The following is a 16,863-nucleotide window of genomic DNA, read 5'->3' on the forward strand; positions in this document are numbered from 1 at the left end:
GTCCACGGTCGTGGTCAGACTTGTTAATCGGATTGAATGTCGCGAGGTCGGCGCGACATATCGTTTGTGCGGGTACGAACGCTAGCCGCCGGCGAGGCAGCATGGCATTCGCACAATTCGCTGCTTATTTATTCAACCTATCCACAATTGTCAGTAGCGTCCTGACCAGTTCCTGCGGGGGAAGTTCTGATTCTCCCAGCTTCTCAACGAGGGGCGGCAACCAGTCGTGTTCAGCATAATACTTCGCTGGCTGTGCCATCACTGTCTCCCAGATGTCACGAGCAGCAAAGCCGGTTGCGCCGATTGGCACAGGAATCGCGCCCTTCTCCATGGCTATATCAAATTCAGCAATCATCCCGTTAGCATTGACAATCTTGCCTTTGTCATTCGGGTCAAGCTTGTTGCCAAACACAAAAATAGCCACACCGGCAAGAGACAACATCCGTTGGCGATACTGTTTCCAGAGAGTGGCAAGCTCCGTTCCCTTGCTTGCCACCTGCGGAAACGGCCGCATGAGGAGTTGGTCTTCGGAGAACTTTTCGGGGTTGTCGTAGATGGTCTCAAGTGCACCATTGATGACCGCACTGCCAACGCCCCAACCAAACCCGCTCACGACCCGGTAGCCGTTCCCAACCAGTTGAGCGGAAAGGCTGTGGATGAAATTGAGCGCATCGTTGCGGTCCCAGTCGCCGAATTCCTCAGCGCTTCCCCCAATGAAGACCGTTTTCTTAAGGAAGCGCGCTTCGATCGCACGCAGGATTTTAGGGATATCCTCATGTTTGTTGATAAGAAGCGTCTGAATTCCAAATCGCTTCAGATCTTGGATGCGCAGTTCCTGCTTTCGTATCTTGTATCGGGCCGTCTCCGCATCATCGCCCGCGGATTCGATTTCGCGCTTCATAAAGCAGTAGTGATTCCTCTTGGCTCCCGTGTGGAGTCGGCTGAGGACGTAGTCAAGGTTCGGATCGGTGAAACTGAAGCCGATAAATAGGAATGTCTTCGATACAAGGTCGCCACTGAGCGCCGTCACGAACGGTTCATGTGTCCTGTGATACTGCTCATACTGCTGCTTGTACAGAATAGCTTTCGACGCGTGAGTGACCGACCCGTGCATCTTGTAAACGACAGCGTCACGCTTGGGACGCGTCGTATTGAGCTGCTCAACGTCCGACTTGACGTCGGCGACCTTCGACGCCTCACGAAGCGAGTCTTCAATCAGCGTGTCGTAATTCGTGGTCCAGTAGGTACCAATGGGCAGACGCGCGAGAATTTCGTGCGTATCGGTAGACTCAGCCTGCTCGGCAAACTCTTCGACGATTTTGCGCGTCAGCTTCGCCGAGTTCTGAAGCTGGTTCACATGGAACTGCGCCACTGAAATTAGGTCATGCTCCAGCTTGACGTCCAAGCCCAGCTCTTCCGCAATATCGTGGAGTAGTTCTGCCCAATCCACGTATCCCGCCCCCTTCGACATGCCTGCACCGGCGAAAATTGCCGCCGAGTTGTTGCTGATGTCGGCCGCAAACTCCTTGGCGAATGCTTCAATTTCCCTGCTGAATGCCATCTTTTTCAGACCTTCGTTTGTTGTTGTCTTTTTGTCGGAGTGACGGTAGGGCGCTGGATCCTTCGGTCGCTACAGTGAACCGAGTGCCTTGCCCAGGATGGCGCCCGGTTCGAAAAACTGCAATCGGCCCAAAGCTGTGGGTTCCACATGCCTGTAAAGCTGCAGATACTCGTTTCCATAATGACGCCCACGATCATCTACCGTGGGTATGACGACAATTCTGTTGACATCCTTCCTACCATCCGCAAAGCCAATTTCCCATGGACACCAGCGCGACGCCGTCGAGCTTTCCGTCGCAAGGAACAGAAACCAGTCCGAAGCACCGATACCCAGTTGGATGCGGCAGGCAGTCTCACGATTCGGCGTGGGAGGCATCTCGTGGTCTTGCCAGTCGATGTAGAGGTTCCAGCCCTGGTCCTTTAGCAAATGCTGAAGCCCCTCAGCAAGAATGCGATCGAGATGGCTATGACAAAGAAACGCTGTTGGTTGGCCCGGAAGATGGGAAAAGCTTTTGAAGAACGGCGAGGTTTGCGCCGCTCGACGGAGCACGTTTTGTGTGATTGGCATTTGAAACAGGCGTTATCGAAAGGAGCCGAGCGTTGCGCGCAGCTATGCTGAACGGCTCACTGCAAACGAGAGTCGAAGTACACGGTTTTGGTCTCTCACACTCCGCGTTGCGCACGACGCCGCATTCCCTCGCGCAACGACCCGGCCATGCCTTTTGCAGATGACGGCATCGCGACGCATTGGCCCAGATTGCAGAAGTAGAAGAATTTGCCAACTATAACGGCAATCGGTAAAAACAGGAAGCAAATGCGCTTTTATGAAAGGGCCGACGTCATCGGCTCTCACGATCACGCCCGCTGCCCCGGATGATAGTTCGATCGCCGGTTTGCAGTGACCGGCGACGGGGCTTTTTCGCCGCTACTATGCCGCTCATGGCCCCGAGGCACTGTCACACGCCAAGCCCGGCATCGATCATCGCGCCGAAGGACGTGGCGGTTAACCGTTGTGGCGTGAAGTCGCCGGACCCCGACAACAAAACCGTGTTGTGGGACAATCAAAGCCGTCTACTACGAATCTGGGGAGCGACGCCATGGACTTGTCACACATCAATCTGACAACCCCAATCGTCGTCTCGAAGTCAACTCTGTGGTTCTCCGCGTACGCCTTTGGTTGGGGATACCACGCCTTCAGGCTCGGACCCGCGGTCGTTCGCGAATACCTCGGCGCGGCGGACGATAGCCCGACGCAGCTGCTGCTCGCGTTTGAGCTCAGCAAGCAAAGGCTAGTGGGCGCGGCGGAACGCAAAATATCGCCTGACAGCGGAGAGCGCATTGAGATGACTGGCACGGATCTTTGAGTTCGTCGCATCTGCGCCGCTGCTTGCCGGTACACGCGGCTGATATTTCTGCGACATATCCCGAGCGGCTCAACCTGCCGGCCAAGGGGCCATATTGTTCTGAGCGAAGCGTCAAGCGTTCAAATCGAAAACAAACGCTGCATTTCGTCGCCCGAGCGCAAAATGCCCAGAAACTTGGTTCATGCGTGGCGTAGAGCGAAGTAATGTCGTCACCGGTCAATGCCCGCCAGGACAGGGCGCAGTAATTATTCCCCTTCGCCCGAGATCATCGCATCGGCTCCGCGAGGTGGGCTTCTTGGTCGGTTCTCCTTGATCCTCGAGCCGCTCACTGTGCCGCGCCCACGCGACGCCGGTCGGTACGATGGGTTCGGTCTGAGGCTCAGGTGAGGGTCGACCCTTTACAGGCGCGGGCCATGCACCGCACGAGCAGCAATCGATTCGGATACTACGGGAAAGGCGTCAGAGACGGGGCGCGCCTTCATGGCGGTCCAGGAACACGATGCGTCGTCGATTTCCCTCTAGAATTTAACAAGCACAAACGCTTCGAACTACTACTGAACAAAATGGCCACGATAGAGCCTGCGTTATGCATCAGGGGGCCTTGTTGATCCCGACGTGCAGCGCGTAGGGCATGGAGTGTCAGGGGCGTCTGCTCCTGGATAAGCGCCTCCAATGATTGGCCCCTAGCTCGTAGGAGAATCACACCAAATGCGATTTGACGAAATTACTTCGCTTTTGGGGGCGACTTTCCTTCTCTCTACGGAAGGGGGCTTTGGGATTCTCCGCCCACGTGTCCGAATGATTGGGTCTTCGCTTGCTGTAGCGCGGGGATTATGGTCGATTCCTGAGCGGCGCTTCGCTGGCGGCGCAGCTCCCTCCAAGCACTGGTGGCCCGGATATTTCGCGGGTCGAGGGGAGTTCAGCGAGGCGCTGGGGTTGGCAGTGCCGCGTAGGCGGACGCGCATCCCCAGACATCGCAGTGCTTTTGTATGCCGCAGACGGGCACTCTCAGTGCGTTATGAAATCGCTTAGCTCGTCTGTCCGCGCTACGCGTAGAGCGTCTGTTCCGTAAAACTCGTTTCTCTGGCCCGCGCCGAAAACGAGCGCATTTTCTGGCGGCATCATATGGCGCACCAGCGCTTCTTTCCGCTGGGCAGGGCTTCATGGATCACGGTTTTGCCGCCCCAAGGCCAGGTCTCTAAGAAACAGATAACACGACGACTATGTGACGCCGGGGTTGGCAATCCCGCCACAAATGTCCCGAGCTTATGCTTGCTGGCAAGACACGATCCGCCTCAGTCATCGCCGAACATGGGATCCCCCGGATCGATCGGAAATCCAAAACTTGCTTTTACGCGATCCATGACGACCATCGTCTTGAAGCCCTTGATGTCGGGGTTTTCATAGAAAAACCGTCGGGTGAACTGCTCGTAGTCTTCCATGCTTTTTGCTGTGACCACAAGCATAAAATCAGCATCCCCTGTGACATAAAACCCCATCATCACCTCGCGCGTCGTGCGCAGCGCGGTCTTGAAGCGGTCGACGATGTCCGACCGTTCGCGTTCGAGAGACACCAAAACCACCATTGTTATGGCTCTGCCGAGAGCTTTGGGCGAGACGATCGCGACCTCCGATTCGATCACCCCTTCCGCCCGAAGACGCTTCAGCCGCCGTTGGCAGGCAGATGGCGAGAGGTTGACGATGTTGCCCAGTTCCTCGGACGTCAGCCGATTATTGTCCTGGATTCTGGCCAAAATTGCCGCGTCGATTTTGTCGAGTGATGCCATGCAGTTTTTCCGCGTATTGAGACATGCGTTTGCCAACTTTAAGCCTAGCAAGTGATAACAACGCGGTCAACCAGCTTCTTGGCCGGGGTAAATTGCAGAGGTTCACTATCATCTTGCAGCTATGGAGTCGTTAATGAAAGGTGTTGCAGCATTAGCTTTGAATCGGCTCAAACGCCCAGACCTCCTCGAACGCCGAGCCTATGTCGGTGGCGAGTGGATCGAATGTGACGTCACACTTCCAGTGATCGATCCCGCGACAGGTGAGCACCTCGTCAATGTTGCTTCTTGTCCCGAAGCGGTGGTTGACGAGGCCATTGCAACCGCTCGTAGCGCCTTCATCCGTTGGCGAGCGCAGACGCCGCTCGCCCGCGGCGCTGTTCTCCGTTCCTGGGCTAACCTTCTGCGTAGTAACGCCGAAGATCTCGCGGTAATCATGACGGCCGAACAGGGCAAGCCACTGCCCGAGGCCCGCGGCGAGGTTGCGTATGCGGCATCGTTCCTCGACTGGTTTGCAGCGGAAGGCGAGCGCGCGTATGGAGAGACGATTCCAAGCCATTTGCCCGGAAGCAAGCTCTTTGTCGAACTGCATCCGGTCGGCGTAACGGCAGCGATCACGCCGTGGAACTTCCCTTGCGCAATGATCACTAGGAAAGCGGGCGCTGCTCTGGCTGCGGGCTGCTCAATGATCGTCAAGCCTGCGCCGGAAACGCCGTTGTCTGCCCTAGCCTTGGCTAAGCTCGGTCACGAGGCAGGGATTCCGTCCGGTGTACTACAGGTGATTACGGGAGAAGCAGCGCCACTAGCAAGACGGTTGCTTGACCATCCGCATGTGCGTGCATTTTCTTTTACCGGGTCGACGCAAGTAGGGCGCATCCTGCTTGGGCAGGCGGCGCAGACTGTTAAGAAGGCATCGCTCGAGTTGGGGGGACACGCTCCATTTATCGTTTTCAACGATGTTGAACTGGAATCAGTCGTGGCGGGCTGTATTGCTGCGAAGTTCGCCACGTCCGGCCAAGATTGTCTGGCTGCCAACAGGATCTACGTGCAGCGCGGTATCTACGATGCGTTTGTCAAGGCCTTCTCTCGAGCGACCGAGCAATTGAAGGTCGGTCACGGTCTCGAACCAAACGTAGACATAGGACCGATGACTCGTGACACCGTGGCACGAAAGTGCATCGAGCAAATATCGCAGGCACTCTCCGCAGGTGCGACGCTTGCCGCTGGCGGCACGCCTAGCGAGCTCGGAGCCAATTTCGTCACTCCAACCGTGCTCTCGAACGTCACTGACGAAATGCAAATTGCACAAGAGGAGACGTTCGGCCCTGTTGCTGCGATCTTGCCCTTTGATACCGAAGCTGAAATCGTCGAGCGTGCGAACAACAGCGAAATGGGACTTGCGGCCTACGTTTATACCGCTGACCTCGGGCGAGCGATGCGCTTAACTAGCAGCCTCGAATACGGGATGGTGGCTGTTAACACCGCAAAGTTCACCGGGCCGCCTATTCCGTTCGGTGGTTGGAAACAGTCCGGCCTTGGAAGAGAAGGATCGCGTCACGGCATTCTTGAATACCTCGAAGCCAAATATGTCTGCATCGGCCAAGTGGCCGCCTAATTGGAACCATCGATATGACCATCAACATCGCGGAAATCTCGGCGCTCGACCAAGCGTCGGTCCTTCACCCATTCACACAGTTGAAAGACTTCGCCACCGGCAAGGCCGGCGACCCAACCATCGTGGAGACAGCCAAGGGCATCCGGATCAAGGATGCCACTGGGCGAGAATACATTGACGGCTTCGCTGGTCTCTACTGCGTGAATATCGGCTACGGACGAACGGAGGTAGCGGAGGCTATCTCGAGACAGGCTCACCGCCTCGCGTATTACCATACATACGCGGCGCACACTACCGAAGAACTTGCGACCCTATCTGATCGCCTCGTCAAGATGGCTCCTGGCAAGATGAGCAAGATCTTCTACGGGATGTCAGGCTCGGACGCAAACGAAACGAACGCCAAGCTCGTCTGGTATTACAACAACCTTCGCGGCAAGCCTGCCAAGAAAAAAATCATATCCCGGCAGCGCGGCTATCATGGCTGCAGTGTCATTTCCGGTTCGATGACGGGGATGAGCTTCTATCACGACCACATGGATCTTCCCTTGTCGGGCGTCATTCATACCGGCGTCCCTCATCATTACTGGGGCGCAGAAAAAGGGGAGTCGGAAATCGCCTTCTCTGCTCGGCGAGCGGCGGAGCTGGAGGCCTTGATCGTCCGTGAAGGTCCCGACACAATCGGAGCATTCATCGGCGAGCCGGTATTGGGGACGGGCGGCATTACCCCGCCGCCAGAAGGATATTGGGCGGCAATCCAAGCGGTTTTGAGGAAATACGACATCCTCCTGATCGCGGACGAGGTCATCACCGGATTTGGTCGCACCGGAGCCATGTTTGGTTCGGAAAAGTATGGTGTCGAACCTGACCTGATCACCGTGGCGAAAGGTTTGACTTCAGCTTACTTCCCACTGTCCGGCTCGATCGTAAGTGATAAGGTCTACAGGGTTCTTGAAGACGGAGCCGACAAAGTCGGTGCGTTTTCTCATGGCTACACCTACTCTGGCCACCCGATCGGTGCTGCCGCAGCGAATGCGGTTTTGGATATTGTCGAGAAAGAGGACCTTCCCGCCAACGCACGCCATGTCGGAGCTTATTTCCAGGACCGACTTGATACTGAGTTCGCGAAGCTTCCGATAGTCGGTGAAGTTCGTGGCGTAGGTCTCATGGGTGCGGTTGAGTTCGTCTCCGATCCAGCGAATAAGGTCCGTTTCGATCCCCACCTCAAGGTCGGTGCCCGCGTTTCAAAGGCAGCACGCGATCGGGGCTTGATCGCCCGCGCAATGCCGCATGGCGACATCCTCGGATTTGCACCGCCCCTGGTCACCACAAAGGACGAGATCGACGAGATCGTGGATATCGCATCTGCCGCCGTACGACAAGTCATGGATGAACTTGTTCGGGAGGGTGCGGCCATCTAAAGCGGGGGCCTTTGTCAGACGGGACACCTCGGCGGGTGTCCCGGACTGCATTAACGCACAGCGCGTACTGCAAAACAAAATCGGCTTCTTCCATATGCGGGCGACCATGCCGCCGCACGTGGGCTCGTAGCGACGTTGATGCCGGGGGTAGTCGTATCGGACGCCGGATCGGCCCGGTTACATGTTGATCGGACGCAGGCTTCCGCCACTATGCAACCCAATGCAGAAAGCGCGGCGCGTATCGAGGTGTCGCCGACGACTCCAGTGCCACTGCGTGAATCATCCTTATGGAGCCCACCTGGACTTGCGCCTATGAGCGTCAGGATTGTGGCGTCATCCACATGATGTAGGGGACCCCCACCCTCGACAATTCGAGACACGCCCCAGATAACCATTGGACGAGATCATGTATGCCGCACTGCTTCATCCCCGGTTGTACGATTGCCGTCGACTTTTCCTGCGCAACTACGAAAAGCGCATCAATATCGGCGCACATGAATTTGAGAAACATGGCGAGCAGCGGGTCGTGTTCAACGTTGAACTATTTGTACCCCTGGAACTATCGACACCAGTCGCCGACCAGCTCTGCGAGGTAGTCGACTACGACTTTATGCGTTCGACGATCACTGAGCGTGTGAAACGCGGTCACATCAATTTACAGGAAACGTTATGTGATGAGATCGCTGCCTCATTTCTCGAGCATCCGAAGGTCCGTGCCGCGGTAGTTTCGACAGAGAAGACCGAGGTCTATACCGACTGTGAGGCGGTGGGCGTTCAAGTCTTCCGCATAAAAAGCGAACTTGCCTGAGCGTGCGAGTCGCCCCGCCAATGTCTGAAAGCCACTTACCCCTGCATCACTAGATGCGCAAGAGAATCATCCACTTCGTGAAAGTGCGAATTGGACGTTCGTTGTACTACATGAAAGGCGTTTCAACTCAACAGCTAGGGAATCTAAATGAAGTCAAAAATAATTGCCGTGGCGTCGTTAGCAATACTTTCCTCCGCAGCACAAGCCCAAAGCACGGTAACACTCTATGGTGTGATTGATGAAGGGTTTGACTTCACTAATAACGTTGGGGGAAACAAGAGTTACTCGCTGCAAAGCGGGTATCTTCAAGGCAGCCGATGGGGATTGAAAGGAGCGGAGGACCTGGGCGGAGGCGTGAAGACTGTCTTCCAGCTAGAAAACGGATTCGATGTTAATAGCGGTCGGCTCGGTCAAGGCGGACTGATGTTCGGTCGTCAAGCGTATGTTGGGCTCTCTAGCCTTACATACGGCGTAATCACTGTGGGCCGTCAGTACGACTCTGTGGTCGACTATCTGGCTCAGACGACGGCGAACGCGACCTGGGCTGGATACCTTTTCTCGCACCCGTACGATAACGACAACACCGATAATACCTTCCGCGTGAACAACACGTTGAAATACACGAGCCCGACGTTTGCCGGTTTGCAGTTCGGTGGAACCTACAGTTTCTCCAATTCGACAAACTTCGCCAACAACCGGCAATACAGTGCTGGCGCAAGCTATACGAATGGCGGCCTACTTCTCGCGGCCGCTTACCTTCAAGCAAACAATCCATCTTCCACCGCGGGAGGGGCAATAACGAACGCCGGCGACGAGAACTTCTTGGGCAGGCGTCTGCGCATCTTCGGAGCTGGTGTATCGTACACCATCGACCAGGCGACCGTGGGCTTTACCTACACCAATACGGATGTCGCGGATCCAGTCAGTACAGCTTACGTGGGGGCGATCACACCGACGGGCGGTGCCGCTTCAAATTTGCGTTTCCAGAATTTCGAGGTTAATGCAAAATATCAGTTTACGCCCGCTTTTTATGCCGGCGTCATGTACTACTACACTCGGGCCACGCTCAAACAGCCAACACAAACATCGCACCCCAACTACCAGATGGTGGGCGTAACCGGGGACTATAGCTTGTCAAGGCGAACCGACGTCTACTTGCAGGGCGCTTATCAACGCGTTGGCGGCGACGCCACCGGCTCTGTACTCGACGTGGCCTACGTGCCCGGTGCAGACGGCGTCTCTTCGAACGGAAATCAGTTCGTCGTCCGTGCAGCCATTCGACACAAGTTCTGAAGTTGGTATTCAGCCGGCGCTAGACACGCGCGCGGTCCCGCCGTGCGCTTTCAACACTGGGAGCGCATCGCAGCAGCGCAGCTAATTGGCGCTTGCTACGATCGTTTAAACTCGTCTGATGATGTGATTCGGTCGCTGGACAATTTAAAGCCACGAGTGTCGTTCACCCGCAAGCAAGGCGTTATTCGGTCCCAGTTCGGGCTTGGGCCCGCGAGCGTCATAGTTAGGGCGGCGGAGGAAGAGTTTGATGAGTGCCCAAGATTCGTCGGGGGGTATTGGCGAGGCTATTTCCTTTCCGTCGCCAAAACAGCGGAAACGCTAATCTCCGATCACTCCCTAATGTATCCGGCGTCGTTGTAAGGAGGAACGTTCCTCGCTCCGTGATGGCAACCGTACCGGACGGTGCTGATATAGACAGCAGCGTCCTGAAGCTTGTTAGTTTAAGAATGTGTTGGTCAGGCCGCTCACCGTTCACGTCATCAATCACTCAGCCGTTAGACCTCATGGTTTGACTCTAAAGGTGCTGCCGAGCCTACGCGCGTTAGGCGGCTGTCTTAACCCGGGAACGGGTCAGCGACGGCTTGCGAGGAAGACGCCAAATATCACAATTACGCTCCCGACCGCCTGCAGAAAAGTGAGATGCTCGCCCAGCAGCAGCCACGCTAGTAGAGCGGCAACGACCGGCTGGATAAGCAATGTCAGCGACGAAAATGTCGGAGGGAGCCATGCGAGGGCATAGACAATCAGCGTCTGACCGCCCGCTTGACTAATCCACGCAAGGCCTGCCACCACGGCCCAGCCGAAGAGCGTTTTGGGGAAGATAATCGGGTCAACGAGAAACGCTAAAACCAACGTGCAGACGGAAGCCGATAGCGTGCTCCAAAGCATGATAGTGGTCGCAACATACGTTTTTCTTAGTCGGCCCAGAATGATTATGTAGCCAGCGTACAGCACGGCTGAAAGGAGGGCAAGGACATCGCCTTTCAGGTCGCCGCCAGGGCCGCGAGCACCTTGCAGCACGACGACTCCTGCGATGGAAACTATCAGTCCAATCAAAACCGTGAGACTGACCTTCTGTTTCAGGAAAAGCCAGCTGAATAAAGCGACAAAAATGGGCGCGAGATTGGCAAGCAAGGTGGAATTAGCGACAGTCGTAAATTGCAACGACGTGTGCCAGCTCACGAGTTCGGCCGCGAGAACAAGGCCCGGCGACGCTACGAAGAAGTGCTCCGAAAGTTGACGCGGGATCCTGCCGAGGCTATTGCCGGACGAAGCGCGACGATGCATCCAGAGTAGTGGATAAAGAGCCAGTGCAAGACGCCAGAACGCGGTTCCGATGGGGCCAAGCTCGGAAAGACGTACAAAGATAGGTGAACCGCCAATGGTGATACCGCCTAGAATCAAAGCAGGAAGGGCCCAGCGGTTCCGGTGGGAGGACGGAACGAGAAGAGACGCGCCACCCGCGTTCGGTGCATCAGACGTAGTCAAGGACGTTCCTAATCACTCAGTAATAGGCCTGCATCTGCGCGAACAGTCGACACGCGGACGTAGGCATGTCAGATCGCTTCGCGCACCGCGCGGAGAAACTGCTGGGTACGGAGCGTCCTTGGAGACTCGAACAAGAACTGCGGGGTGTTTTCCTCTTCGATACGGCCGCCGTGGAAGAAGCATATCCGGTCGGAGATGTCTCTCGCGAAGCCCATTTGATGTGTGACCATCAACATCGTCAGGTTGTGTTCGCTCTTCAAAGAACGAATTACATTCGTAACCTCACCAATCACTTCAGGATCAAGGGCGGACGTTATTTCGTCGAACAGCATGATTTTCGGCCGCATTGCCAAAGCTCGCGCTATGGCGACGCGCTGTTGCTGGCCACCAGACAGCTGCGCGGGTCTATGATCCCGCTTCTCGGCCATACCCACCCGTTCGAGCAGGGACTCGGCACGGTCCTTGGCTTCGCCGCGTGGCATCTTGAGCACCTGTACAAGGCCTTCCATACAATTCTGGAGCGCCGTCATGTGCGGAAATAGATTGAACTGCTGGAAACACATGCCTATTTTCGCACGGACCCGGCGCATATGCGCATTATCCGCCGGTACCAGTCTTCCACGCTTCTCCATATGGGTCAGTGGTTCACCGTCCACGTAGATCACTCCACCGCTGATTGTTTCAAGCGTCATCAGGGCCCGTAGAACCGTCGTCTTCCCGGAGCCTGATGGTCCGATAATAGTAACAGTCTCACCCGGTGTGACGTCCAGGTTCAGCTTATCAAGCACAGTAAGCTCGCCATAACGCTTTGTGACGTTGGCGAAGCGCACGATGGGGATGTTAGGTCCATCAAGTCGAAGCGGATATTGCGACATGTCATCATTCATTTTTGGAGCCCCAGCATTTTACGAACGGTTCTTTCCAGCCTGTTGCAGCCCCATGCCGTTGGCAGAGAGAGCGCCAGAAAGATCAGACCCACCAGGGTGTAGGGTTCTAGATACCTGTAAGTGTCTCCACCGACCGTTGAAGCCGCATGCAAAAGCTCGGTGACACCGATAACCGCGAGCATGGGTGTATCCTTGAGAATGCCGACGAGGTAGTTGCCCATTCCGGAAAGAGAGGCGGGCAGCGCTTGCGGTAGTACAACCCGGCGATAGGTCTGAAACGTCGACAGATTCAAAGCCTTTGCGGCCTCCCATTGCCCTTTTGGAACGCTTTCAATGCCACCTCTATACACTTCTGATAGATAGGCTGCGTAATGCGCGCCAAGGGCAATCATCCCCGATGTCCACGGGGACAGCCGGATGCCAATCTCGGGACCGACGTAAAACACGAAGAAGATTTGCAGGATCAACGGCGTCGATCGCAGAAACTCCACGAGCTCACGAACCGCAACGGTGAGCAGTCGAATTCGCGAGCGTAGTACCAACGCAAAAATTAATCCAATAACGGTCGCGATAATATATCCCCCAATAGCGGCTAGCACGGTGGACCCCGTTGCTTTAATCAGCTGAGGAAGAATATCGAGTGCGAAGCGCCAGTTCCAGACATCCATGGCTAACCCCTCCCCATCTTCACCGCCATGAGTTTCTCAAACCGTCGCATTATCGGGGTTATGAGTAATCGGGCAATCACGAAATAAATGATAAGAGCGGTCCCGAATGCTTCTGCGGATTTGAATGTTTCGTTGTTGATCTGACGCACCTCAAACATGAGATCCGTGACCGATATCAGAGCTACCAGAGCGGTAGCCTTGAGCAGTTCGATCAAGAGGTTTCCCCACGCGGGCAACATAATTGCCAGCGCCTGCGGAAAGATTATCCGAACCATTCGCCGAGGGAGAGACATATTAATTGCAATAGACGCCTCCCACTGGCCACGTGGAACAGCGAGGATTGCACCCTTCACGAGATTCGCACCGTAAGCTCCTAGGTTCAAGCCCACAGCAATAAAACCTGCAGTGAACTTGTCGAGCGATGGTCCAACGATTGGCATCGCGAAGAAAATCCAGTAAAGCTGCACGAGGAGAGAGGTGCCACGGAACAGCTCAACGTAAGCGATTGCCGTCCCCCGGATAATTCTGGAAGGGGTCAGCAACATTACCCCCGCAGTCATTGCGAGGACCACCGCAACACCTGTTGCCAGAAAGAACTGTTCGAAGGTTGTGATAGTCCCCTCGACGAATCGAGGCGCGTATTTAATCAAAAAATCGTGCGAATTCATCGTTGCTGATCTCACTGGTCAACGGCGCCGGTGCAATCGACGCCGTTGTTACAATGTTATGCCGCCGAGTACTGTCTGCCCTCGAGGCTAACGATTTTTGCAGATCCAGTCGGTCTTCGCGTCGCCGGGGAGGTTCGCCTTTGTGTATTCAAATGGCTTGACCGCCGCGAGCATTTCCGGACTTCCGAGATAGTTCGACAAGGCTGCGTTGAAAGCCTTCTTGAAGTCGTCGTCTTCATGTCTGAAGCCGATACCAATCCAGTTTAGTGTCCAGTCAGGAAGAGCGGAGGAATCGGTTGCGTCAATAGCACTAGGGTCCGCATCAACAAGCCGTTTTGCCTCGAGCGCCGGCAACGCGCCCGCGTCCGCTCGTCCGGACTTAACGGCTGCCAGAATCTCAGACACGCCCGGGACTTTCATTACTTGGTCGTCAGGCACGCCCTCCTTTTTCGCGGCGCCAATGTTGTTATACCCAACACCTGTAACGATCGTCGCGTGCTTGGCTACGACGTCCTTATACGTTTTGATGCCTTTTGGGTTGCCCTTTGGCACGATGAAGGCGTCTCCAAAGCGCCCGATCGGGTTCGAGAAATCCATGTTAGCGCAACGGTCTGACAAGATGTACATCCCGCCGGTGACGATATCAAGGCGCTTCGCTACCAAGCCGGGGATCATTGCACCCCAGTCAGTCACCACCGGCTCAATATTCGTGTAACCCATCTTCTTCAGGACACCGACGGCAATGGCGTTCGCGAAGCCCAAAGGCTCCCCGTGATCGCCAGGATAAGCGAACGGCGGCTCCGCCGCGAACCCGATGCGGACAGGCTGGCCGGATTTTATCCGGTCCATCAGTGGCCCGGCGTGGGCCAGCGAAACGGCCGTAACCGTTAATAGGCCGAAGACAACTACAGTCCGTTTGAACGTCTTTAGCATCGCTGCACTCCTTTCGTTATGCGAAGAATCAAAATTCGCCCGTCTTCGGACGCGCAATTCGGTCCCAGACTCCGTCTTATCCCTACCACCGCTTAAGTCGGCTTTGTCCCTTGGTGCCGGTAGTAGGCAACCGGGGGGTCGTGGAACCAAACGTTGTCGCGCCCGTCGAGACAGCGTGCGATCTGACGCCAAACCGGCATGGCTCTTCCTAATCGTTACCAAGCTCCAGGTATTGTCTAAGCCGGGCAAAGCTCATCGAAAGATGAGTTCGATGCAGATAGCCAACCGCCTCGAAATCAGCAAGTTCGAGCGCCTGCAGCACGTCCTCAACCTCGTCACGAAAGATCGCCGCCTCGATCGCCAACCGTTCCGCAGGCAGTGTCTTTATCCATACTCGGATCGCTACATAGAACAGGCGCTGAACCGTCTCCCTCAAGGGTCGATTTCCTATCATGGATGCCAGCTCTTGCGCGAAGTCCGAGTTCACCCTTGCGAATTCAGGCATCGTCGGCGCCTCAGCAAAACGCTGGCAACGCATAAACACAGCCCGCATCCGCTCAAGATCTTCCTCACTTCGCCCCAGAGGACCGAGCCGGCCGATTAGCGACGCGAGTTCGAGCCGGAATTGATAGACCTCTTTGAGTGTTTGGTCATCTAGGTCTGTTACGAACGTTCCAACTCCATGTTGACTCTCGACAAGACCTTCGGCCTCAAGCCTGCTCAAAACTCTCCGTAGCGGTGTGCGACTTACTCCGAACTGCTGCGCCAATTCGTCTTCGGACAAAGAGGCCCCAGGCTCATACTCGAGCAAACATATCTTTTCGCGGATCGCACCGTATATCCGATCGAAACGCTCACGGGAGTTGCTTACCTTTAGGTCACTATTTTTTGTCAATGTGACTTCTCTGTCGATAGGAGTGCCTCGGCGCCTGGAGGGCTGCATGATCTAACCAAGCCCCCCGGAGGTCTTGGGAGGCCCGACCCGAGTTTGCGCTTACAAAGATCCCGCTCCATCTGTTTCGCTTAGATGCCCGGTTCCGCGCGTCGCGATACGGGTCGCCCAGCAATACAACGGCAATGAGGCGTTCAATTGGTCTGTTAGCCATTGGTCCCACGACCTTCCGTAACTTCTCCATCTTCGAATCAACGCACCCGCACATCGTCCGTCGCAGGCGTCTCGTGATGCAGCTCCCTACAGACTGGTTCGACGCGAGACATTCGTTCTTAGATGTCTTGCTTCGGACCGCATGTAATTCCCACTTTTCTGTGACTTTTGTCGCCGCGACTACGGTGATGAGAAACGCTCCAGCGGCCCACACGTAAGCCGCCGCGCTTGTCGCACCGTCGCAGAACACCGCAGTTGCGCCAGCCGCAGTCAGCTCTGATCGTCGAGTTGAGTATGCCGTTTCAAAATTCCGTCAACAACGACATTGTGTACAACTGGTCTTCCGTCTACAAGGGACGACTGATAGATGTATACACCTAGGAGGGGTCGGCGCACTTCCTGACGTCTCGTTAGCGTCCAGACGGCCGGGTACGCGCGATCCGACCGCGCCCGTTTAGTTACATGTGTACAGCAAACGCTTTTTTTTGGTCGGTACTTGCCGCCGCAAAAATGCTGGGGGATACTTGTACACAACCTACAGGAGGTCGGAGCGTATTCTCGGCGCGACGAGCTAGCGTTCTCTAGATGTTTGGCACCTCGAGGTTGCGCGTAACGATCAAGTTGGTCAGGTAGCGGTTCGCTTCGGCTGTTGCGTCGCAAATTGCCTTCCCTGCCAAAGAACCGAAGCTGGTGATGAGATGATGAACGAATATGCCGGACTGCAAATCTTTAGGTATGCGCTCCCCGCGAATCGTGGTTGGCGTAGACCGTGGCGCGATTTAAATCCGAGACCTGAATATGACGTGATCGTCGTAGGGGGGCGTGGGCATGGCCTCGCTACCGCTTCTACCTTGCGAAGGTGCACGGGATCAAACGTGTTGCGGTTCTCGAAAAGGGCTACCTTGGAGGGGAACGTCGGGCGTAATACAACGATTGTGCGGTCCAACTACATGGGCGTTCGACAAGGCGTTCTGAGTATTGCTTCATTTTTTGACGCCGATTGATGGCGGGCGGCTGCTCGACGAGTCGGGGGCTACCAGTGCGAGTCCGGAAACCGGATTGCATTTTTTGGCTCTTATCCGGCCCGGGAGCATCCGGCCGCTCGGCAGAACTCGCAAACGCGCTGGACAGGATCGTCGAAGCGGCACCCGATCCGGAAGTGGACAGACGCCTGCGGTGGCAGGAGCAGAACCGCGTGATTCGATTGACGTAGGGGTTCAGAGTTGCCGCTAGCCGTAGCGCCACTATGAGCACTGGCTAGCAGCAAATCTA

The 16,863-nt window shown here is 55.8% G+C and carries 14 protein-coding genes and 1 pseudogene; 6 read left to right on the forward strand and 9 right to left on the reverse strand.

The window, feature by feature from the left end:
* Positions 1 to 124 precede the first annotated feature (124 nt).
* Entirely contained in the window at positions 125 to 1,561 is a 1,437-nt protein-coding gene (locus BM438_RS09335) for an SIR2 family protein (protein ID WP_093633967.1), read from the reverse strand.
* A gap of 69 nt (positions 1,562 to 1,630) precedes the next feature.
* Complete coding sequence (locus BM438_RS09340) at positions 1,631 to 2,128, reverse strand: toll/interleukin-1 receptor domain-containing protein (RefSeq protein ID WP_093633968.1); 498 nt, start codon at positions 2,126 to 2,128, stop codon at positions 1,631 to 1,633.
* 529 nt (positions 2,129 to 2,657) lie between these two features.
* On the opposite strand from BM438_RS09340, the gene BM438_RS09345 reads away from it, so the two are divergent.
* On the forward strand, positions 2,658 to 2,924 hold the full coding sequence (locus BM438_RS09345; RefSeq protein ID WP_093633969.1) for a hypothetical protein: 267 nt from the start codon (positions 2,658 to 2,660) through the stop codon (positions 2,922 to 2,924).
* Positions 2,925 to 4,219: 1,295 nt separating this feature from the next.
* On the opposite strand, the gene BM438_RS09350 is transcribed toward BM438_RS09345, so the two are convergent.
* Entirely contained in the window at positions 4,220 to 4,711 is a 492-nt protein-coding gene (locus BM438_RS09350; protein WP_093633970.1) for an Lrp/AsnC family transcriptional regulator, read from the reverse strand.
* Between the two features lie 133 nt (positions 4,712 to 4,844).
* Between BM438_RS09350 and BM438_RS09355 the strand changes: the two genes are divergently transcribed.
* From BM438_RS09355 to BM438_RS09370, 4 genes are all read left to right on the forward strand, one after another.
* Positions 4,845 to 6,323 (forward strand): NAD-dependent succinate-semialdehyde dehydrogenase, encoded by a 1,479-nt coding sequence (locus BM438_RS09355; RefSeq protein ID WP_093633971.1) that lies wholly within the window; start codon positions 4,845 to 4,847, stop codon positions 6,321 to 6,323.
* A 14-nt stretch (positions 6,324 to 6,337) separates the two neighbouring features.
* On the forward strand, positions 6,338 to 7,741 hold the full coding sequence (locus BM438_RS09360) for an aspartate aminotransferase family protein (protein ID WP_093633972.1): 1,404 nt from the start codon (positions 6,338 to 6,340) through the stop codon (positions 7,739 to 7,741).
* Positions 7,742 to 8,147: 406 nt separating this feature from the next.
* Positions 8,148 to 8,549 carry a dihydroneopterin aldolase gene (locus tag BM438_RS09365; RefSeq protein ID WP_093633973.1) on the forward strand — a complete coding sequence of 134 codons (402 nt, stop codon included), beginning with the start codon at positions 8,148 to 8,150 and terminating at the stop codon, positions 8,547 to 8,549.
* A 147-nt stretch (positions 8,550 to 8,696) separates the two neighbouring features.
* Complete coding sequence (locus tag BM438_RS09370) at positions 8,697 to 9,842, forward strand: porin (protein ID WP_093633974.1); 1,146 nt, start codon at positions 8,697 to 8,699, stop codon at positions 9,840 to 9,842.
* A 570-nt stretch (positions 9,843 to 10,412) separates the two neighbouring features.
* Here BM438_RS09370 and BM438_RS09375 read toward each other — a convergent pair.
* The 6 genes from BM438_RS09375 to BM438_RS09400 all read right to left on the reverse strand — a co-directional run bounded on the left by BM438_RS09375 (position 10,413) and on the right by BM438_RS09400 (position 15,429).
* Positions 10,413 to 11,330 (reverse strand): DMT family transporter, encoded by a 918-nt coding sequence (locus BM438_RS09375; protein ID WP_093633975.1) that lies wholly within the window; start codon positions 11,328 to 11,330, stop codon positions 10,413 to 10,415.
* A 68-nt stretch (positions 11,331 to 11,398) separates the two neighbouring features.
* Positions 11,399 to 12,217: an ectoine/hydroxyectoine ABC transporter ATP-binding protein EhuA gene (ehuA, locus tag BM438_RS09380; RefSeq protein ID WP_279630541.1), complete on the reverse strand. Its 819-nt coding sequence runs from the start codon at positions 12,215 to 12,217 to the stop codon at positions 11,399 to 11,401.
* Positions 12,214 to 12,885, reverse strand: coding sequence for an ectoine/hydroxyectoine ABC transporter permease subunit EhuD (ehuD, locus tag BM438_RS09385; protein WP_093633976.1), 672 nt, complete (start codon positions 12,883 to 12,885; stop codon positions 12,214 to 12,216). Before ehuD ends, ehuA begins: the two co-directional genes overlap by 4 nt.
* A 2-nt stretch (positions 12,886 to 12,887) precedes the next feature.
* Entirely contained in the window at positions 12,888 to 13,553 is a 666-nt protein-coding gene (gene ehuC / locus BM438_RS09390) for an ectoine/hydroxyectoine ABC transporter permease subunit EhuC (protein ID WP_093633977.1), read from the reverse strand.
* An 87-nt stretch (positions 13,554 to 13,640) separates the two neighbouring features.
* Positions 13,641 to 14,486: a transporter substrate-binding domain-containing protein gene (locus BM438_RS09395; RefSeq protein WP_093633978.1), complete on the reverse strand. Its 846-nt coding sequence runs from the start codon at positions 14,484 to 14,486 to the stop codon at positions 13,641 to 13,643.
* A gap of 208 nt (positions 14,487 to 14,694) precedes the next feature.
* Entirely contained in the window at positions 14,695 to 15,429 is a 735-nt protein-coding gene (locus tag BM438_RS09400) for a GntR family transcriptional regulator (protein WP_093633979.1), read from the reverse strand.
* A gap of 863 nt (positions 15,430 to 16,292) precedes the next feature.
* Here BM438_RS09400 and BM438_RS46175 point away from each other — a divergent pair.
* A pseudogene (locus BM438_RS46175) lies at positions 16,293 to 16,544 on the forward strand (FAD-dependent oxidoreductase); the annotation flags it as partial.
* Between the last annotated feature and the right edge of the window lie 319 nt (positions 16,545 to 16,863).

The organism is Paraburkholderia aspalathi (assembly GCF_900116445.1).
Taxonomy (GTDB): Bacteria; Pseudomonadota; Gammaproteobacteria; order Burkholderiales; family Burkholderiaceae; genus Paraburkholderia; species Paraburkholderia aspalathi.